Below are 16204 nucleotides of genomic sequence, written 5' to 3' on the forward strand. Positions count from 1 at the left end.
CTTATCACAAATATATACACCAAGCCACAACTCGTCTATTGTATCTCCCCAGGAGGGAAGTTTTTCCCTCTTTGGATATGCAATACCTTTTACATAGAAATTACTTCCTTGTTGATAAGATGTATAATGGAATTCTAAGTAATTCATGGACAAAAGTTGTGTTTTGTTTATAATTAATTTATTTTTTTTTAGATGTAAAACCAGTGGAGTAGAGCACGAGATAAATAAAAAAAGTGTTGCAATAGAAATGAAGTTTTTTTTCATCTTGGCTCTCCTAATACAATCATATGCGCAAGGGTATGGTCTACCTTTTCCATGGGATTTATGAGAAGTTTTTTAAATTTTCTTTCCAATTCTGCCAGTTTAATATAAAATGGAGTCCTATCCATAACTGGAAAATACATGGCATCTTTAGTTATTTCTACGCACTTAAAACATCCAGGGAATTTTTTCATTACACCATTTGGCATTTTAACTACATTTGGTACTCCGTGAAGCCTGCATATCATAAGCCTATGTTTATAGAGAATACACTTTCCATCTTCATTTAAAGGACACATGATCCTTATTTGTTTATTTTCCTTTGATTTTTTTTCGACCAATTTAAGGTATTGTTTTGATCTTATTAAAATTTCCTTTTGTTTAGCTTCTGATATGGAGCTTAGTCCTTTAAATAAATATGCCCATTCTATATGGGTGTGGTGTTGAAAATAACTTACACAACAGTTGTCTTCACATCCCTCACATGTTAGCCCTATTTTATTTGCAATTTTATTATATGTTTCTTCCATATGATTATATAAAACCTCTAACTGCCTAAATAGATTTTCCTTTTGCCTTTCAATGGTGAGTCTATTTTTTGTTTTTTTCTTTTTTTTCATGGCAAATTCAACTAACTAAAACAGGCCCATCTCAGCCCTGGGTTTGGATTAGGTTTGCAATTTTATTAACGCATTCACTAACACTGAATCTATCAGTATCCACTACAAAATCACTATATTTTGAGTATAATGGACTCCTCTCCATATACAGATCTTTTATACTTTGACCATTTTCTATTACAAGCCCACGATGGGGACTCATTGAAATTCTTTTTTCTATTTCTTCTAATTGACATCTTAAATAGACTATTGGCCCTGACTTTTTTAAGTGTCTCATGGCGCGTTCACTGTATATTACACTGCCACCTGTGGCAATTACGCATCTATTTACATATAGGTTTAAAACAATAAATTCTTCTGCTTTTAAAAAATTTTTGTTCCCTAATCTATCCCTTATCTCTTGAAGTGGCCTACCAAACCACGATTCTATCAACAAATCTGTATCTATCCATGTAAAATTAAGGGCAGTTGCAAGCCTTTTTACTATTGTTGATTTGCCTGAACCTGGCATTCCTATAAGGGAGATATTTTTTATATCCATAGGTAAAGTTTAGAGTTAAAATCTACAAAAGAAATCTTTCAATAATTGAATTGCTCACCAAAAAACCGCTTTTTGTTAAACTAAGGTACCCATTTCTCATCTTTACCAGATTGTTTTTGTGAAGTAAATTTATCAATTTGTGGTGTTTTTTCCAAAAGTTTTCCCCGGTTTTTTTTGTGTATTCTTTTAGATTTAGCCCCCTCACAGTCCTTAGCCGTAACATTATAAATTCATTAATGTTGTCAATTTTATTTAAAGTGATGCTTTTATTTTTTGTAGATAACTCGCTGTATTTTTTTATATTTGTTGAATTTTTCCACCTCTTGTTACCAATAGTTGATACTGCTGATGGACCAAGTCCCAGGTAATCCATTTGTTCCCAATAACCCATATTATGTCTGCACACAAAACCCAGTTTTGCAAAGTTTGATATTTCATATTGTATAAATCCCTTGGATTCCAAAAACTCAGCTCCTCCAACATACATGGAAGCAAGTGTATTTTCCCCCGGCAATTCTACTAATCCCTCAGATAACATGGTATTTAGTTTTGTCCCTTGCTCTACTGTAAGTCCGTAGCATGATATGTGTTGGACATCCAATTTACATATTTGTTTTAAATCCTCCAACCATGAGGCCACTGTTTGATTGGGAAGCCCCCATATCAGGTCTATATTTATATTTTCAAATTTTGCAAGGTTGCAGAGTTTTACTGCATATATTGCCTCTTTTGATGTGTGAATTCTTCCTAGAAATTTTAGGTATGTATCCCTTATGCTTTGAAATCCTATACTTATTCTATTTATACCAAAATTTTTTAGTCCTTTTAGATAGACTAGGTCTTTTAGAGAGTCAGGATTTCCCTCAAAACTAAATTCCATGTGCTCATCAAACTGAAAATTTTTAAATAAGCCATTTAGGATCTTTTCAAGCTGATGTAATGTGAGGAGACTGGGAGTTCCTCCTCCAATATAAATAGATTTAAATAACTTTTTAGGTAAATTTTTCCCCCAATATTCGATTTCTCTAAGTATCCCCTGTAGATAAAGTTCCAATAATTCATTATTTAATTTTACTGAATAAAAATTACAATAAATACATTTGGACCTACAAAATGGAAAGTGTATGTACAATAACATGATTTTTATGTTTTTAGTTCATTTTTGTATCTTTCAAATTCACTAAAAACACATCCACAATATTGTTGTCTGTAGATACCTAATTTTTTACTTTCTTCAATTCCAAATTTCCAGCCTTCTCTAAAGTCATGATAATAAAATTTCACTCCCTTACCAACAGATAAATCCCTGCATAGAGATTTTATTGTTTCATGTTTTTGGAATTTGCTATACAAAAGTGTTGTTGTGAAATAATCAAATTTTCCCCTTTTGGCAATGGATACTGATTTTTCAAGTCTTAAATGGTAGCAATAAAAACACCTGTTATTTTCCCTATAAGCTACTTCTCTAAAATATTTTATTGGATGGTATTCATCATCTTTATATATTGTTCTCACATTGTATCTTTGGGAAATGGTTTCAAGTGCTTGTTTTCTCTTTAAATACTCCTGTAGGGGATGGATATTTGGATTATAACATAGTCCAATGACTTCAAGCCCAGCTTTTTTTAAAACCTCTATTGGATAAATAGCACATGGTCCACAACATATATGTAGTAAAATTCTCTTTTTTTTCATCTTACAGCTCTTCAATTAATATTTTTTTGTGATATTTTTTTTCCATATCAACTAATGTCTGTTTTTTGTTGTTTAATAGGTAGAGGCACAGTTCCTTTTCAAGTATATATTCAAGGGGATTAGGGGAATCTTCCCTGGATATCCGTCTATGGATGTCTTTTAATACCTGTGCAGCCCTCCATTCTATACTCACCACATGGCCCATACCCTTGCATTTTGGGCATTCTCTGTAAATACTGGATATTGCAGAAGACCCCATTTTTTGCCTCACCACTTCAAGTAGTCCAAATTTTGATATCTTTCCAACTGAAGACCTGGCCTTATCATTTTTAAGATGTAATTTCAGGTGTTTTTCCACATCCCTTGCGTATTTTTTGTCTTTCATTTCAATAAAATCTATAACTATTTGCCCTCCTATGTCCCTTAATTTTAGTTGGTATGCGATTTCCTTAGCGGCCTCTAAATTTGTCTTATAAGCCATATCCTTGAAATTAGATTCACCAGAAATCTTGGCAGAGTTTATGTCAATGGCAGTTAGGGCCTCTGTTCTGTCTATTACTATCTCACCACCAGAGGGGAGTGCTACCCTCCTTTGAAAAATTTTTTTGATTTGCTCTTTTATGTGGAATTTGTCAAATAGGTCAGGTTCAATGGATGAATAACATTTGACCATATTTTTTCTTCTGGGAAATACAAGGTTTATATATTCTTCCAATTTGTGGGCCACTTCCACATTATCCACCCATACATGTTTTACATCTGAAGTGAGATAGTCCCGGATAGCTCTAAATGCCAGGTCTTTTTCTTCATAAATAAGACATGGAGCCTTTTCCTCCATGGCCTTTTTTTTGATATCCTTCCACAGTCTCTGAAGGAACTGAAGGTCTCTAAACAAGTTTGTCTTATTTTGACCCTCACTCACAGTCCTGACTATTACCCCAAGGCCAGGGTCTAGCCTGAATTCATTTATAACCAACCTTAGTCTGTTTCTCTCTTCATCGTCTTCTATTTTTCTAGATATGGCCACCTGTTCTTTGCCCGGGGTTAGCACAAGATATCTTCCTGGAAGTGTGAGATAAGTTGTTAAAAATGCCCCTTTATTTTCTGTTGGCTCCTTAACAATCTGTACCAGGATCTCCTGACCAGGTTTTAACACCCTTTGGATTGGTGGGAATTTCTGACCTCTCAGTGATTTTATATCTGATACATAGTAATCTGGATGCACTTCATCTATTTGTAAAAATCCATTTCTCTTGTCCCCATAATTTACAAATGCCGCCTGAAGAGATGTATCAATATTGTGTATTACCCCTTTATATATATTTCTTTTGATTTTATGGCTACTTAGCATTTCCACATAATATTCATCAAGTGTGTGATCTTTTATTAAAGCCACCTCTATGAGTTCAGAGGGCAGGATTGAAATCAGCATTTGTCTTTTTTTGAGTGCCATATTAAATTTTTCTCCTTATTTCCATTGGAATGTTAACAGCATGCTTATTTGTTGACCTGAGTGGATAATGGATATATTAATCTTTTTCCTGAGCAAAACAAAATAACACAGCAGGAGAACCAACTATATGATATCCCCTGGAGAATTAATACAACTGGTTAGTCCCCAAGGCAAGAAATATCTTAGGACGCTAGAGCCTGAAAAAGAACTCCACACCCATGACGGAAAAATAGAACTATCAAAGATTTTGGAAAAAAATTTTGGGGACACCATAAATACCCACCTTGGCAAGACATATCACATCTTTAAACCAACCCTTTATGATTTAATAAAACACATAGAGAGAAAGACCCAAATTATCTATCCAAAAGACATTGGATACATCTTAGTTCGTCTTGGGGTAGGGCCAGGTACCAGGGTGGTAGAGGCTGGATGCGGCTCTGGTTCCCTTACCATGTCCTTGGCATTTATGGTTGGAGAAAGCGGGCTGGTGCATGCCTTTGATAGAAGGGAGGAGTTTGTAGCTCTTTGTAAAAAGAACTTAATTAAAGTTGGCCTTGAGTCTCGGGTTAATCTGGTGGTAAAGGACATTAGTGAAGGATTTGGAGTGGAGAATATGGATTGTGGTTTTTTGGATGTAAGGGAGCCCTGGCTTTATGTCAGTGGGCTTTCTGAAGCTGTAAAAAATGGTAGTGTGGTTGGATTTTTGCTTCCTACAACCAACCAGGTGACTACTTTGTTACAAACACTGGATGGTGCACCTTATACTGACATAGATGTTGTGGAGATCATGCTTAGGCGATATAAGCCTGTTTTTGAGCGTTTCAGGCCAGATGATCGAATGGTGGCGCATACTGGTTTTTTAGTATTTGCAAGGGTAAAAAAATAAATACATAATGGAAGTTGGCATATGGAGAGATTTTTAAAGAGAAGAGAAAGGATAAGGGCAAAAGTAAAAGAGCTAAATTTTGATGCATATTTAGTTATGCATCCTGCCAATAGATTTTATTTAAGTGGTTTTGAATTACATGATCCCCAGTGCAATGAAAGTGCTGGTTGTATATTGTTAATCCCAGATGGTGAAGATTACCTCCTTACAGATCCAAGATATTATGAGGCTGCTATAAAATTGTGGGATAAGGACTATGTTTTTATTTATACAAGCAATAAAATGGAGGAGATAAAGGAATTCTTACTTAAAAATAAATTAAAAAATATAGGATTTGAACCCAATATACTCTCATATGAATTTTATAATTCCCTGTCAAAGTCAGTGAATTTAATCCCATATAAAGGACTTGTGGAAAGTTTCAGGGAAGTAAAGGATGAACATGAGTTAAATCTAATAAAAGAATCAGTGGAAATAAATCACAAGGTGTTTAGCAAAATTCCTTCCCTTAAACTTACTGAAATTACCGAGGAAGAACTTGAGTGGGAGATAGAAAAGCTTTTTAGGGAATTTGGTGCAAAAGAATTGGCATTTAAGTCCATTGTGGCTTCAGGGAAAAATGCAGCCCTACCACATTATATACCTGGGAAGAAAGGGATCCAGAAAAATAGCTGTCTTCTCATAGATATAGGAGGCAGGTATAAGGATTATTGCTCAGACCAGACCAGGACATTCTGGATTGGAGATAATCCCCCTGAATATTTTTCCAGGACGTTAGATATGGTAAAAAGGGCACAAAAACTTGCAATTGAAAATATAAGGCCAGGTATGGTGATCAAGGATTTGTACTTCCTGGTAAAGGATTTTTTTGATGAACACGGTATTGGTGATAAATTTACCCATGCCCTTGGGCACGGAATTGGTCTGGACACCCACGAAGCCCCAGCTATTGGTCCAAAAAACAACAAAAGATTTCAACCAAACATGGTTGTGACAATAGAACCAGGGCTCTATTTCCCAGAGTGGGGAGGGGTCAGGTGGGAGCACATGGTGGTTGTCACTCAAGAAGGTGCTGAGGTTTTATGATCTATTCAGATAGGGTGTATGTTAAGATTCCAAGGGATCAAATTGGATATTTTAAATTTATTTTAGAGAGTTATGAAAATCTCTGTTATATGAGTGTTATCGACAGATTTGAGGCAGTGATAAAAATTTCGTACCTAAAAGATCAGGTAGAAGAATTGGAACTTTTTTTAAGTTCCCTTGAAAAAGAGATTGGTCTAGAAATAATTTATCCAAAAAAATGGAAGGAAAAATAGTCGTTTTAAAAAAAACACGTGAAATACCTGTTAAGATGAGACATCCCTGGATTTACTCTGGGGCAATATCAAGGGTGTCTGGGAATCCATATCCTGGGGATGTGGTTTTGGTTATGTCTTATAAAAAAGAGCCCCTTGGCTATGGCTGGTATTCGCCAAAATCCCAGATAAGGGTCAGGATGTTATCTTATGATACTGAAGAGAAAATAGATGAAGAGTTCTTTTTTAAAAAAATGGACAGTGCTTACAGATATAGGAAAGATGTAAGTCCTTTTTTGGGATCAAATGCATATAGACTGGTAAATTCTGAGGGAGATGGTCTACCTGGACTTATAGTAGACTATTATAATGGCTATATTGTGTGTCAATTCCTATCTGCTGGATCAGAAAAAATAAAGGATCTGATTTTACAGTATCTAACTGAGAATATAAAACTATGTGGCATAGTTGAGCGATCTGATGTGGGTGTTAGAGTAAAAGAGGGTTTAAATATTGTAAATAACGTACTGTTTGGTGAAATTCCTGATAAGATAAAGATTCAGGAAAAAGATGTCAGTTTTCTTGTTGACATTAAAAAAGGGCATAAAACAGGTTTTTACTTAGATCAAAGAGAGAATCGATACTTTGTGGGTAATATTTCACATAACAAAAAGGTACTAAACTGTTTTTCATATACAGGAGGATTTGGATTACATGCTTTAATTGGTGGTGCCAAAAAAGTTATAAATATTGATAGATCAGAAGAAGCCCTTAAGATACTAAAAGATAATCTATCTATAAATAATATATCAAAAGATGAATTTGAAATTATAAGGGAAAATGTATTTTCTTCACTGCGTAGTTATATGGAATTAGGTGAATCCTTTGATATGGTTATCTTAGATCCACCTAAGTTTGTTAAACAAACATCCCAGCTAAAAGATGGTATAAAAGGGTATAAAAAATTGAATAAAAGGGCTTTGAAAATTGTAAAACCAGGGGGATATTTGATTACTTTTTCCTGTTCAGGATTAGTTGATAGGGATAATTTTGAAAAAATTATAATTGATTCTGCAATTAGCAGTGGAAGAGATGTGAAGGTGGTAAAAGAGCTCTCAGCTGGTTTGGACCATCCATATCCTCCTTATCTTAAGGTGGGAAAATATCTTAAAGGACTCGTTATAAGGGTATATTAAAATGGATTATTATCCAGTTTTTTTAGATCTTAAAGATAAAGAGTGTCTGGTTGTTGGAGCTGGATCTGTTGGAATAAGAAAAATACATACACTGTGCAAGGCTGGTCCAAAAAAAATAACAGTTGTTGATCCATATCTATCCAAAGATGTTGAAAATTTCCTGCCTTCATTTGTGTGTTTAAAAAAAAGGGAATTTAGAGAAAAAGACTTGGAATGCAAATTTTTGGTGATAGTTGCAACCAATAATTTTGATTTAAATAAAAGAATAAGTAAACTGTGTAATGATAAGAATATCTTATGTAATGTGGTGGATATGCCTGATCTGTGTTCTTTTATTGTTCCATCTATTGTTGAAAAAAAGAGTATAAAGATTGCCATTTCAACTGGTGGTAAAAGCCCTGCAATGGCTAGATATATAAGGAAAATTGTTGAAGATGCAGTGGATGATGATCTGGTTATATTAACTGAACTTCTAGGGAGAATTAGGCCATTTATTACATTCAGAAACAGCTCAAGTGATGAGAATAAAAAGATTTTCAATAGTTTTATTGAAGAAAGATTTATATCAGCCATTAAAAAAAGAGATGTAGATTATATTAAAATAAGGTTAAGATCAGTTTTAAAAGAAATCAGTGAAGAAAAAATAACGGAGTTATTAAATGATTTATGGTAATATTTTAGTAACTATTATTTATATTATAGCCTTTATACTATGTGTTATTGGTTTTTATAAAAAGAAATCAGATTTAGATTGGATATCAAACTTATTTATAGTAATTGCCTATGCAGGACATACCATAATTTTATCTTTAAATATATTTAATGATTCTTATTTATCAAAGGGACAATTTTATTTTAGTCTATTTGGATGGTCCATTATACTTGTTTTTTTATTTTTGATATGGAGGATGCGGATTAAATTTTTGTCCTTAATTATAGCTCCCCTGGCCCTTGTATTTTTTATATGGTCTAATTTTATAAATACAAAAGTGTTGCCTGTTCCAAAGACCATGAGTTTACTTTGGTTTAGTACCCATATTTTTTGTCTGTTTCTGTCAATTGCATTGGTATCAGTTGGTTTTGCTGTTGGGATCTTTTATATATACCTGCACAATCAAATAAAGAAAAAGTCATCAACTGATTCTTTTAAAATAGAAGGGGTTTCCCTGGAGAAACTGGATAGAATAAATCACTTTGTTGTTGGGATAGGATTTCCCTTATTTACAGTGGGAATTCTCTCGGGATTTGTATGGGCGTCTTTTACCTGGCATAAGGTGTTTTCTGGTGACATAAAAGAGATCTGGAGTATAATTGTATGGCTTTTGTATGCATATTTGTTCCATCAAAGGATGGCAATTGGGTGGAAGGGTAAAAAGCCCGCTATTTTAATAATATGGATTTTCAGCTTAAGTCTTATCTCCTTTTTGGTGATCAATTCACTTTTCCCAACTCATCACAGCTTTAAGTAAATGGGACGCAACATGGAAAAACATATATATCTTGTTGGGATAAATCACAAAACAGCACCTGTTGAGGTAAGGGAGAAATTCGCTTTAACAGATATATCTCCCAGGAAATTTTTGGACTATACAGAAAATTTAATAGATGAAGTCCTATGTCTTTCAACTTGCAACAGGGTAGAGATAATATTCGTGTCCCAGGGAAATTTTGACCCTGTTTCCAGTATGATTGATATATGGTCTATTTTATGTGGTGAAACAAAAGATAACCTTGAGCCCTATGTGTATTCATACAAAGATATGGATGCCATTTTTCACCTATTTGAAGTTGCGTCTAGTCTTGATTCCATGGTGGTTGGGGAGCCCCAGATACTGGGACAATTAAAAGATGCGTACAAACTGGCAGCTGATAACAAGACAACTCGTTCTATATTAAATAGACTCATGCACAGGTCTTTTTCTGTTGCCAAAAGAATCAGGACAGAGACCAAAATAGCCCATAGTGCTGTATCCATTAGCTATGCAGCAGTTGAGCTTGCCAAGAGGATTTTTTCAGACCTTAGCAACAAAAAGGCCATGTTAATAGGTGCTGGAGAGATGGCTGAGTTGGCTGCTCAACACCTCATAAATAGTGGTATTAAGGATATTGTTGTGGTTAATAGGACATTTTCCAGGGCAAAGGACCTTGCCAGGAGATTTAATGGAAAGGCCTATCCATTTTCCAGTCTCTTTGATCTACTTCCTCAAATAGACATTGTAATAAGTTCTACTGGCTCCACTGCACCCATTATACATCAAAGGGATATGAAAGTTATAATTAAGAAGAGAAAATATAGTCCCATGTTTTTTATTGATATAGCAGTTCCAAGGGACATTGATCCAGATGTGAATAATTTGGACAATGTCTATTTATATGATATTGATGATTTAAAGGACGTGGTTTCTGAAAATTTAGAGAAAAGGGCCAGGGAGGCTGAGATTGCAAGATCCATTATCAGGGAAGAGGTGGGGAAATTTGAAACATGGCTAAGATCTTTATCTCTAACTCCTACAATCAAAGACCTTATTGATAAATTTGAATCCTTGGCTCAAATAGAAGTAAAAAAGAGTTTAAAGAAACTTATGAAATTAACTGATGACCCTGAGGCTGAAAAGATACTAAATATTTTGGCTTCCTCATTGATCAAGAAGTTTTCCCATTATCCCATTTCATTTTTAAAAAATAAATCCACCAGGGATAGGGTAGATGTTAGAGAATATATTTCATTAATCAGAGATATCTTTGAATTGGACAAAAAGTAATCCCCCAAAGATAACGAAATTTGTCATTAAACCAAGCCGAGCTGGGTTTAGACTCGGCCTGGTTTAGGTAGTATCTATTTTTTTAGGCCTTGGTTCATAAAATTCAGCACCTTTGCCATTAGATCAAATTGGGGAGCCCCAATATATCCCCATCTGAGTCTATCTTTGTCTATTCCAAACTCAGATAGTGTATCCTGCATGATCTTTATTCGTTTGTCAGTTGTGTAATTCCCCCACAAATGATGACAATTGTCCGGGGGACATCCAGCAACTAATATTCCATCTGCCATGTTTGAGAACAATATTTCACTTATAACCTCTGGACTAAGGGAACCAGAGCATCTGATCCTGATTGTCCTGAAATTCTCTGTAACTTTAAGCCCCTTAACCCCCATTAAGTCAGCAGACCCATAGGAACACCAATAACAGAGAAAGGCGAGTAGTCGGGGTTCTCCTTCTGGATGGTTCTCAAAGGCCCTTTTGGCCATGTTCAGGATTTGGGCCTCTTCAAGGTTTAAAAGTACAATGGCCTTTGAAGGACAGGTGGAGTAGCAGAGCCCACAGCCTTTACAGAATTTAGAATCAATCTTGATTTCAACATGTTCCAATTCCTGCTCATTTGTGTTTGATGGATCTAGGAATATGGTCCTCTGGGAATCCTTTTCCCTTGCAGATATGGCTCCATGGGGACATATTGGAATACACAGACCACATTTAGAGCATTTTTCCAGATTAGTATATGATACATATTTTGCATGTTTTCCTTTTAATGATTCATATGCCCTCACTGCTGCCAGATGTGCAGATTCAATGCTTTCCTGGACGTCTTTAAAACCTTTTGCTGCTCCTGCTAAAAATACCCTTTCAACATAGCTATTTATTGGTCTTACAACCTTTGGTTGGAACTCAATTGGATAGCCAAATTGGTCAAGTTGTAATCCCAACATTTTGGCAGTCTTAAGAGGAGAAGGGATTAAGGGTTCGGCCAGCACAACAAGTTGTGTTTCAAATTCTCCCTGGTCAGTATATATGGTAAGCCAATCATCATCTCCATCTATTTTTTCCACCTTTGCCTTTATAAATTCAACTCCAGCTTCTTCAGATTTATTTTTTAAAATTGCACCCATCCTGCCTGAGGTCCTAAAGTCAGTATAGAGTACTATGGTTTCTGTTCCAGTGAAAAATTTTGACATCCGAAATGTATGCTTGGCCACTATATCGCAGCACAGTTTTGAACAATAACCAACCTTATCCCTTTGGCACATAACAAAGGTCACACTCATGGGCGGTTTTCCATAGAACCTATTTCCAATCATCCTCTCAAATTCCATAAGGGTAACTACATTTGGTCTGTGATACTCAAGATGGGAAAATTCTTTCATATCCTTGGTCTCAAAACCAGTTGCAAATATAACTGCTCCGAACTCCTTTTTCAGAATTTCAGGTTTAGCATTCAGGTCAATGGCATTTGTTGGACAGGCTTCTACACATTCACCACATTTTGTACATGAAGAATCATCCAAAAAATATTTGTCAGGAACCCCTAAATCATATTCTTTATCTATTGCCTTTTTTTGTGTCTGACCAAAATCAAATGGATTGGGTATCTCAACTGGACATACATCTGCACATTTGCCACAAGATATACACTTTACTGGATCAACATATTGGGGATATTTTAGGATCTCTGTGTAAAAGTTGCCATTTTTTTTCTCAATCCAGGAGATTTTAGAAGAGGTGAAAATCTCAACATTATCCTCAAGAAGCAAGTCTCTACTCAAAACAGGGATTACACAACCATTGTAGCAAAATAAAGGGGAACCTTCACTTTGCCAGAGAAAAGATACCTGGGATGCATGGCCTCCAATATAAGGTTTTTCTTCAACTATTGTTGATTTTGTCCCAAGTTTTGATAGGGCCTGGGCAGCACTTATCCCTGCAACTCCTCCACCAATTACCAGCACCTCCTGGGCTAAATCCCGAATCTCAAAAGAAGGAGAATTCAACTTTAATTTTTCATAGGACATGGTAATTTGATCCATGGCCTTTCTAGTTGTTAAATCTTTATCCTCATGGATCCATGCACACTGTTCCCTTATGTTGGCAACTTCATACATCCCCACATCAAAGCCAGCCTTTGTAAGGTGCTTTTCAATCATGTCTTCATTTAGTTTAAGAGAAGACCTTTCAGAACAGCAGGCAAATAATATCCTCCCAACATTTCCCTTTAACTCATCAATAATGGAATCTATATTTTCGCACAAAAAATCTACTTTTTTTATTTTAGTTATATTGGGAAGATTTTTTGCCCCTTGAATTATATATTCATAATCAATTTTTTCTTCTAAAGTTGTGCCACATGTACATAGAACTAACCCTATATTATCCTGCATATTATGTCCTCCTTAACGCAAAAAGTGTTAAATCAGTTCTCTTATCCTTTTAACTATATCTGGTACTTTGCTTTGTAATTTTTTATCTATTTCTCTTTTAAATCTTTCAATTTTACCAGTTTGAACCAAGAGTAGATAGAGTTGATCTGGCATTTGATCGTTAAATACTTCGTATCCCAACTTGAGTACGTGATATAAACTAAGTCCGTGTGAGTTGGCTAGGTATAAGTTTTGTGATATATTTCTATAAGTTACCAAACTTATATCACTATATTTCATGCCAAAATCAGCTGCATCTACTATGATGACCCTATTATATCCAATTATTTTGTCCAAGATCTCAAATGAGATATAATAAAGACAGTCTGTGGCAATTTCCAGACCCTGTCTTTTGATTTCATCTGTGACTTTAATCCCAATACCATCATCACCCATATTGGGATTTCCAATACCAAGTACCAGAGTTGTGTATGTATCTTTCATGTTAAAAGTTTTTTAACCTTTTAATTGGTTCTCTATTTTTGTCATAAATTGTTATTTCAATAGGAGTTGTCCCAGCTTTGACCTGGTGGGTGGCACATGCAAGACATAGATCATAGGGTCTAAATGCCATTTCAACATAATTTAGAAGCCCTTCATCTACTTTTCCATTTTTTATAAAATGTTTTGCTGCCTTTTTAATGGCCAGATTTATTGGTCCATTGTTATGGGTAGTTGCAACAATTAAATTTATTTTTGTGACTATTGCGTTTTCATCGGTTTCATAGTGGTGGATTAAGGTTCCCCTTGGTGCTTCAACAATCCCATATCCAACACCTTTTATACCTGTGCTCTGGTTGATGATATCCCTTGATGTTATATCTGGTTCATTTATTAATTTTTTTATCTTTTCTGCTGCATTCAAGAGCTCAATTGCCCTGGCCCAGTGGTATGCCTGGATGTAGTGGATGGGATGTTTCTTAAAAAAATCCTTAAAGTTTAAAAATTCTTCATTTGCAAGGGCAGTGTCCATACCACTGGCAACATTAAACCTTGCAAGCGGACCAACGCAGTATAGATTGGTGTCATCTCCTTCGCTTATACCCTGCCAGCCTCCCAGTTTTTTATTATACGGAAATTTTAGATAACTCCAGGGAAGTACCCTTTCTGAAATAAAATCAAGATACTCAGCTCCATAAAAATCACCAACTAACTCTCCATTTGGTGAGATGACCTTTTGAGTTCCATCATAATAGGTCACATGATTATTCCCATCTACTGTGCCCATGTAACCCACTTTTACGTGATATACATCGCTTGTGATTAATTTTAAATAATCAGGATTTCTTAGGACAATGTCTTTAAATATCTTTACAGTCATTTTCCCAAATTCAATTAATTCATCTGCCCATTTGTCTATTTTATCCCTTTCTGGTTCAGATATGTGTTTAGACCAGCCACCTGGAAGGGCAGCCACTGGATGATTTGGTTTTCCACCAAGCATCTCAAATATCTTAACTGCCAAAGACCTTTTTACGAGAACGTCTTTTACTGTTTCTTTTCCCAGTTTACTTATTAGTCCAACGATATTTCTAATTTTTGGATCAGATTCTGGACCCATAATATAGTCAGGAAGACCCAGAGCATAGAGGACCAGGGCATGGTCTTCTATGTAATGAGAACAGAAGTATATCTCCCTTATTTTTCTGGCAACCTCAGTTGGTTTGACCCCATATACTTCATCAACTGCCTTCATTGATGCAGTAAAGTGAACCCCTCTACACACACCGCAGATAGTGGACACTGTCCTTGGCAATTCTTCAACAGGCATACCCTGTAAGAATTTTTCATATCCCCTTAGTTCCACCACCTGAAAAAAGGCATCTTTTACATCTCCTGCATCATCTAAAAATATGGCAATTTTTCCATGACCTTCTAGCCTTGTAATTGGGTTTATTTCTATCTTTTTCACTATAATTACCTCCAAATTGGCTATTTATTTGTTTTGACTGGCCTTATCTATAATGCTTCCCGCATAGCTGTATCTATAAAAGAGTTTTCTTAAGTCATTGTAAGTCTTTTTTAGATCCCCTGCCATATCTGGAGTTTTTAACATTGATCCTATTGCGGAAATAGCCTTTGCCCCATAGTCTTTAATCCCTGGAATTGGTCCGCCACATCCCCTGCAGGGCATGTTTACTTTTGTACAAAGGGCGTTGCAATCTCCCTGGGTCATAGGACCCAAACACAAATATCCCTGTTCCAGAAGACACCTCTCTGGATCTGGCAAATCTGTAGTCCTCTTTACCTGCTCTATTTTTTGCCTGTACATGGATATGGTACCTGGATTTTTGGGACAGAAGTCACACACTGATTTGCCTGAGGTTATCCATGAACCTTTTTCTGGTAGTTCATTTTTTAGTATTTTTTCTACAATTTTGCCAATGAATTCATGGTGGGGTGGACAACCTCCAACAAAGTAGTCAACTTCACACACATGGCTTACTGCCTTTACCTTGTTTAAAAATCTGGGGAGAGTTAAATCAAATTCTCCTTTTTCAAGGTATGTTGGCTGGGGAAAGATTTGGTCAGGATTATCAGTTGAAGGGGTATTAATATACACCTCTTTGAAGATTTCCTCTTTTGTATGCATATTGGCCATGGATGGTATGCCACCCAGCGCAGCACACATGCCAAAGGCAACCAGTGTCTTTGATTTTTTCCTTAATATTTTTATCATGTGTTCGTGTTCATCCAATCTAACCATTCCATCCACAAATGATAGGTCAATGGATCCATCTTCCATGTTTTCAAGGTCCTTGTATTTTACATCAGCCACAGTGGGGGCCCAAAAAACTACCTCTAGCACGTCCAGTGCATCCACCAGCCTGTCAGCTAAATCCACCATGGCTGTTTCACACCCTGCACATCCTCCAGTTAGTAAAAAGCCAAATTTTAATTTACTGGACATGATAAATCCTCCTAGTTTTTGACAAGTTGCTTTTTTGTATAATTTCTATTACATTTTTACACCTACTTGTTAATAGATGCAAGTCAAATAAGTTTTTTCATTTTGTATGGAAATTAAATGCTCTATTTAAAATTTCAGATTTTTTA

The 16204-nt window shown here is 35.5% G+C and carries 16 protein-coding genes and 1 pseudogene; 7 read left to right on the forward strand and 10 right to left on the reverse strand.

Translation table 11 applies throughout. The features are described 5' to 3' along the window. From ACYQ0O_RS12040 to ACYQ0O_RS12065, 6 genes and pseudogenes are all read right to left on the reverse strand, one after another. Positions 1-264, reverse strand: a pseudogene (locus tag ACYQ0O_RS12040) (hypothetical protein); the annotation flags it as partial. Further along, positions 261-881 carry a hypothetical protein gene (locus tag ACYQ0O_RS12045; RefSeq protein ID WP_459893397.1) on the reverse strand — a complete coding sequence of 207 codons (621 nt, stop codon included), beginning with the start codon at positions 879-881 and terminating at the stop codon, positions 261-263. The pseudogene ACYQ0O_RS12040 and the gene ACYQ0O_RS12045, both read right to left, overlap by 4 nt. Before the next feature lie 31 nt (positions 882-912). Further along, entirely contained in the window at positions 913-1422 is a 510-nt protein-coding gene (gene thrB / locus ACYQ0O_RS12050; protein ID WP_459893399.1) for a homoserine kinase, read from the reverse strand. Between the two features lie 22 nt (positions 1423-1444). Then, complete coding sequence (hemW, locus tag ACYQ0O_RS12055) at positions 1445-2560, reverse strand: radical SAM family heme chaperone HemW (protein WP_459893401.1); 1116 nt, start codon at positions 2558-2560, stop codon at positions 1445-1447. Positions 2561-2565: 5 nt separating this feature from the next. Then, entirely contained in the window at positions 2566-3117 is a 552-nt protein-coding gene (locus ACYQ0O_RS12060; protein WP_459893403.1) for an epoxyqueuosine reductase QueH, read from the reverse strand. A gap of 1 nt (position 3118) precedes the next feature. After that, positions 3119-4570: an Rne/Rng family ribonuclease gene (locus ACYQ0O_RS12065; protein ID WP_459893405.1), complete on the reverse strand. Its 1452-nt coding sequence runs from the start codon at positions 4568-4570 to the stop codon at positions 3119-3121. A 127-nt stretch (positions 4571-4697) separates the two neighbouring features. Between ACYQ0O_RS12065 and ACYQ0O_RS12070 the strand changes: the two genes are divergently transcribed. The 7 genes from ACYQ0O_RS12070 to hemA are packed head-to-tail and all read left to right on the forward strand — an operon-like array spanning position 4698 to position 10715. After that, positions 4698-5459 carry a tRNA (adenine-N1)-methyltransferase gene (locus ACYQ0O_RS12070; protein WP_459893407.1) on the forward strand — a complete coding sequence of 254 codons (762 nt, stop codon included), beginning with the start codon at positions 4698-4700 and terminating at the stop codon, positions 5457-5459. A gap of 21 nt (positions 5460-5480) precedes the next feature. After that, entirely contained in the window at positions 5481-6545 is a 1065-nt protein-coding gene (locus ACYQ0O_RS12075) for a M24 family metallopeptidase (RefSeq protein ID WP_459893409.1), read from the forward strand. Next, the gene (locus ACYQ0O_RS12080) at positions 6542-6778 is read left to right on the forward strand and encodes a DUF4911 domain-containing protein (RefSeq protein WP_459893411.1); all 237 of its coding nucleotides are present in this window, start codon (positions 6542-6544) and stop codon (positions 6776-6778) included. The genes ACYQ0O_RS12075 and ACYQ0O_RS12080 overlap by 4 nt, the downstream gene beginning before the upstream one ends. Beyond that, entirely contained in the window at positions 6763-7953 is a 1191-nt protein-coding gene (locus ACYQ0O_RS12085; RefSeq protein WP_459893413.1) for a class I SAM-dependent rRNA methyltransferase, read from the forward strand. Before ACYQ0O_RS12080 ends, ACYQ0O_RS12085 begins: the two co-directional genes overlap by 16 nt. A 1-nt stretch (position 7954) precedes the next feature. Next, positions 7955-8626: a precorrin-2 dehydrogenase/sirohydrochlorin ferrochelatase family protein gene (locus ACYQ0O_RS12090; RefSeq protein ID WP_459893415.1), complete on the forward strand. Its 672-nt coding sequence runs from the start codon at positions 7955-7957 to the stop codon at positions 8624-8626. Next, the gene (locus tag ACYQ0O_RS12095; protein WP_459893417.1) at positions 8613-9422 is read left to right on the forward strand and encodes a cytochrome C assembly family protein; all 810 of its coding nucleotides are present in this window, start codon (positions 8613-8615) and stop codon (positions 9420-9422) included. Before ACYQ0O_RS12090 ends, ACYQ0O_RS12095 begins: the two co-directional genes overlap by 14 nt. Before the next feature lie 12 nt (positions 9423-9434). Beyond that, the gene (gene hemA / locus ACYQ0O_RS12100; RefSeq protein WP_459893419.1) at positions 9435-10715 is read left to right on the forward strand and encodes a glutamyl-tRNA reductase; all 1281 of its coding nucleotides are present in this window, start codon (positions 9435-9437) and stop codon (positions 10713-10715) included. Between the two features lie 74 nt (positions 10716-10789). On the opposite strand, the gene ACYQ0O_RS12105 is transcribed toward hemA, so the two are convergent. Genes ACYQ0O_RS12105 through ACYQ0O_RS12120 form a run of 4 tightly spaced genes read right to left on the reverse strand, consistent with a single transcriptional unit; the run spans position 10790 to position 16058 of the window. Next, positions 10790-13108: a hydrogenase iron-sulfur subunit gene (locus ACYQ0O_RS12105; protein WP_459893421.1), complete on the reverse strand. Its 2319-nt coding sequence runs from the start codon at positions 13106-13108 to the stop codon at positions 10790-10792. A gap of 27 nt (positions 13109-13135) precedes the next feature. Then, on the reverse strand, positions 13136-13591 hold the full coding sequence (locus ACYQ0O_RS12110; protein WP_459893423.1) for a hydrogenase maturation protease: 456 nt from the start codon (positions 13589-13591) through the stop codon (positions 13136-13138). Between the two features lies 1 nt (position 13592). Continuing rightward, on the reverse strand, positions 13593-15059 hold the full coding sequence (locus ACYQ0O_RS12115; protein ID WP_459893425.1) for a Ni/Fe hydrogenase subunit alpha: 1467 nt from the start codon (positions 15057-15059) through the stop codon (positions 13593-13595). Between the two features lie 24 nt (positions 15060-15083). Then, entirely contained in the window at positions 15084-16058 is a 975-nt protein-coding gene (locus tag ACYQ0O_RS12120) for an NADH-quinone oxidoreductase subunit B family protein (protein WP_459893427.1), read from the reverse strand. Between the last annotated feature and the right edge of the window lie 146 nt (positions 16059-16204).

It is taken from the genome of Desulfothermus okinawensis JCM 13304 (assembly GCF_054654515.1).

Excerpts from the sequence above, each read along its gene's own strand:
- ACYQ0O_RS12045 (WP_459893397.1), bottom strand. The coding sequence starts at position 881 with ATGAAAAAAAAGAAAAAAACAAAAAATAGACTCACCATTGAAAGGCAA.
- thrB (WP_459893399.1), bottom strand. The coding sequence starts at position 1,422 with ATGGATATAAAAAATATCTCCCTTATAGGAATGCCAGGTTCAGGCAAA.
- hemW (WP_459893401.1), bottom strand. The coding sequence starts at position 2,560 with ATGTTATTGTACATACACTTTCCATTTTGTAGGTCCAAATGTATTTAT.
- ACYQ0O_RS12060 (WP_459893403.1), bottom strand. The coding sequence starts at position 3,117 with ATGAAAAAAAAGAGAATTTTACTACATATATGTTGTGGACCATGTGCT.
- ACYQ0O_RS12065 (WP_459893405.1), bottom strand. The coding sequence starts at position 4,570 with ATGGCACTCAAAAAAAGACAAATGCTGATTTCAATCCTGCCCTCTGAA.
- ACYQ0O_RS12070 (WP_459893407.1), top strand. The coding sequence starts at position 4,698 with ATGATATCCCCTGGAGAATTAATACAACTGGTTAGTCCCCAAGGCAAG.
- ACYQ0O_RS12075 (WP_459893409.1), top strand. The coding sequence starts at position 5,481 with ATGGAGAGATTTTTAAAGAGAAGAGAAAGGATAAGGGCAAAAGTAAAA.
- ACYQ0O_RS12080 (WP_459893411.1), top strand. The coding sequence starts at position 6,542 with ATGATCTATTCAGATAGGGTGTATGTTAAGATTCCAAGGGATCAAATT.
- ACYQ0O_RS12085 (WP_459893413.1), top strand. The coding sequence starts at position 6,763 with ATGGAAGGAAAAATAGTCGTTTTAAAAAAAACACGTGAAATACCTGTT.
- ACYQ0O_RS12090 (WP_459893415.1), top strand. The coding sequence starts at position 7,955 with ATGGATTATTATCCAGTTTTTTTAGATCTTAAAGATAAAGAGTGTCTG.
- ACYQ0O_RS12095 (WP_459893417.1), top strand. The coding sequence starts at position 8,613 with ATGATTTATGGTAATATTTTAGTAACTATTATTTATATTATAGCCTTT.
- hemA (WP_459893419.1), top strand. The coding sequence starts at position 9,435 with ATGGAAAAACATATATATCTTGTTGGGATAAATCACAAAACAGCACCT.
- ACYQ0O_RS12105 (WP_459893421.1), bottom strand. The coding sequence starts at position 13,108 with ATGCAGGATAATATAGGGTTAGTTCTATGTACATGTGGCACAACTTTA.
- ACYQ0O_RS12110 (WP_459893423.1), bottom strand. The coding sequence starts at position 13,591 with ATGAAAGATACATACACAACTCTGGTACTTGGTATTGGAAATCCCAAT.
- ACYQ0O_RS12120 (WP_459893427.1), bottom strand. The coding sequence starts at position 16,058 with ATGTCCAGTAAATTAAAATTTGGCTTTTTACTAACTGGAGGATGTGCA.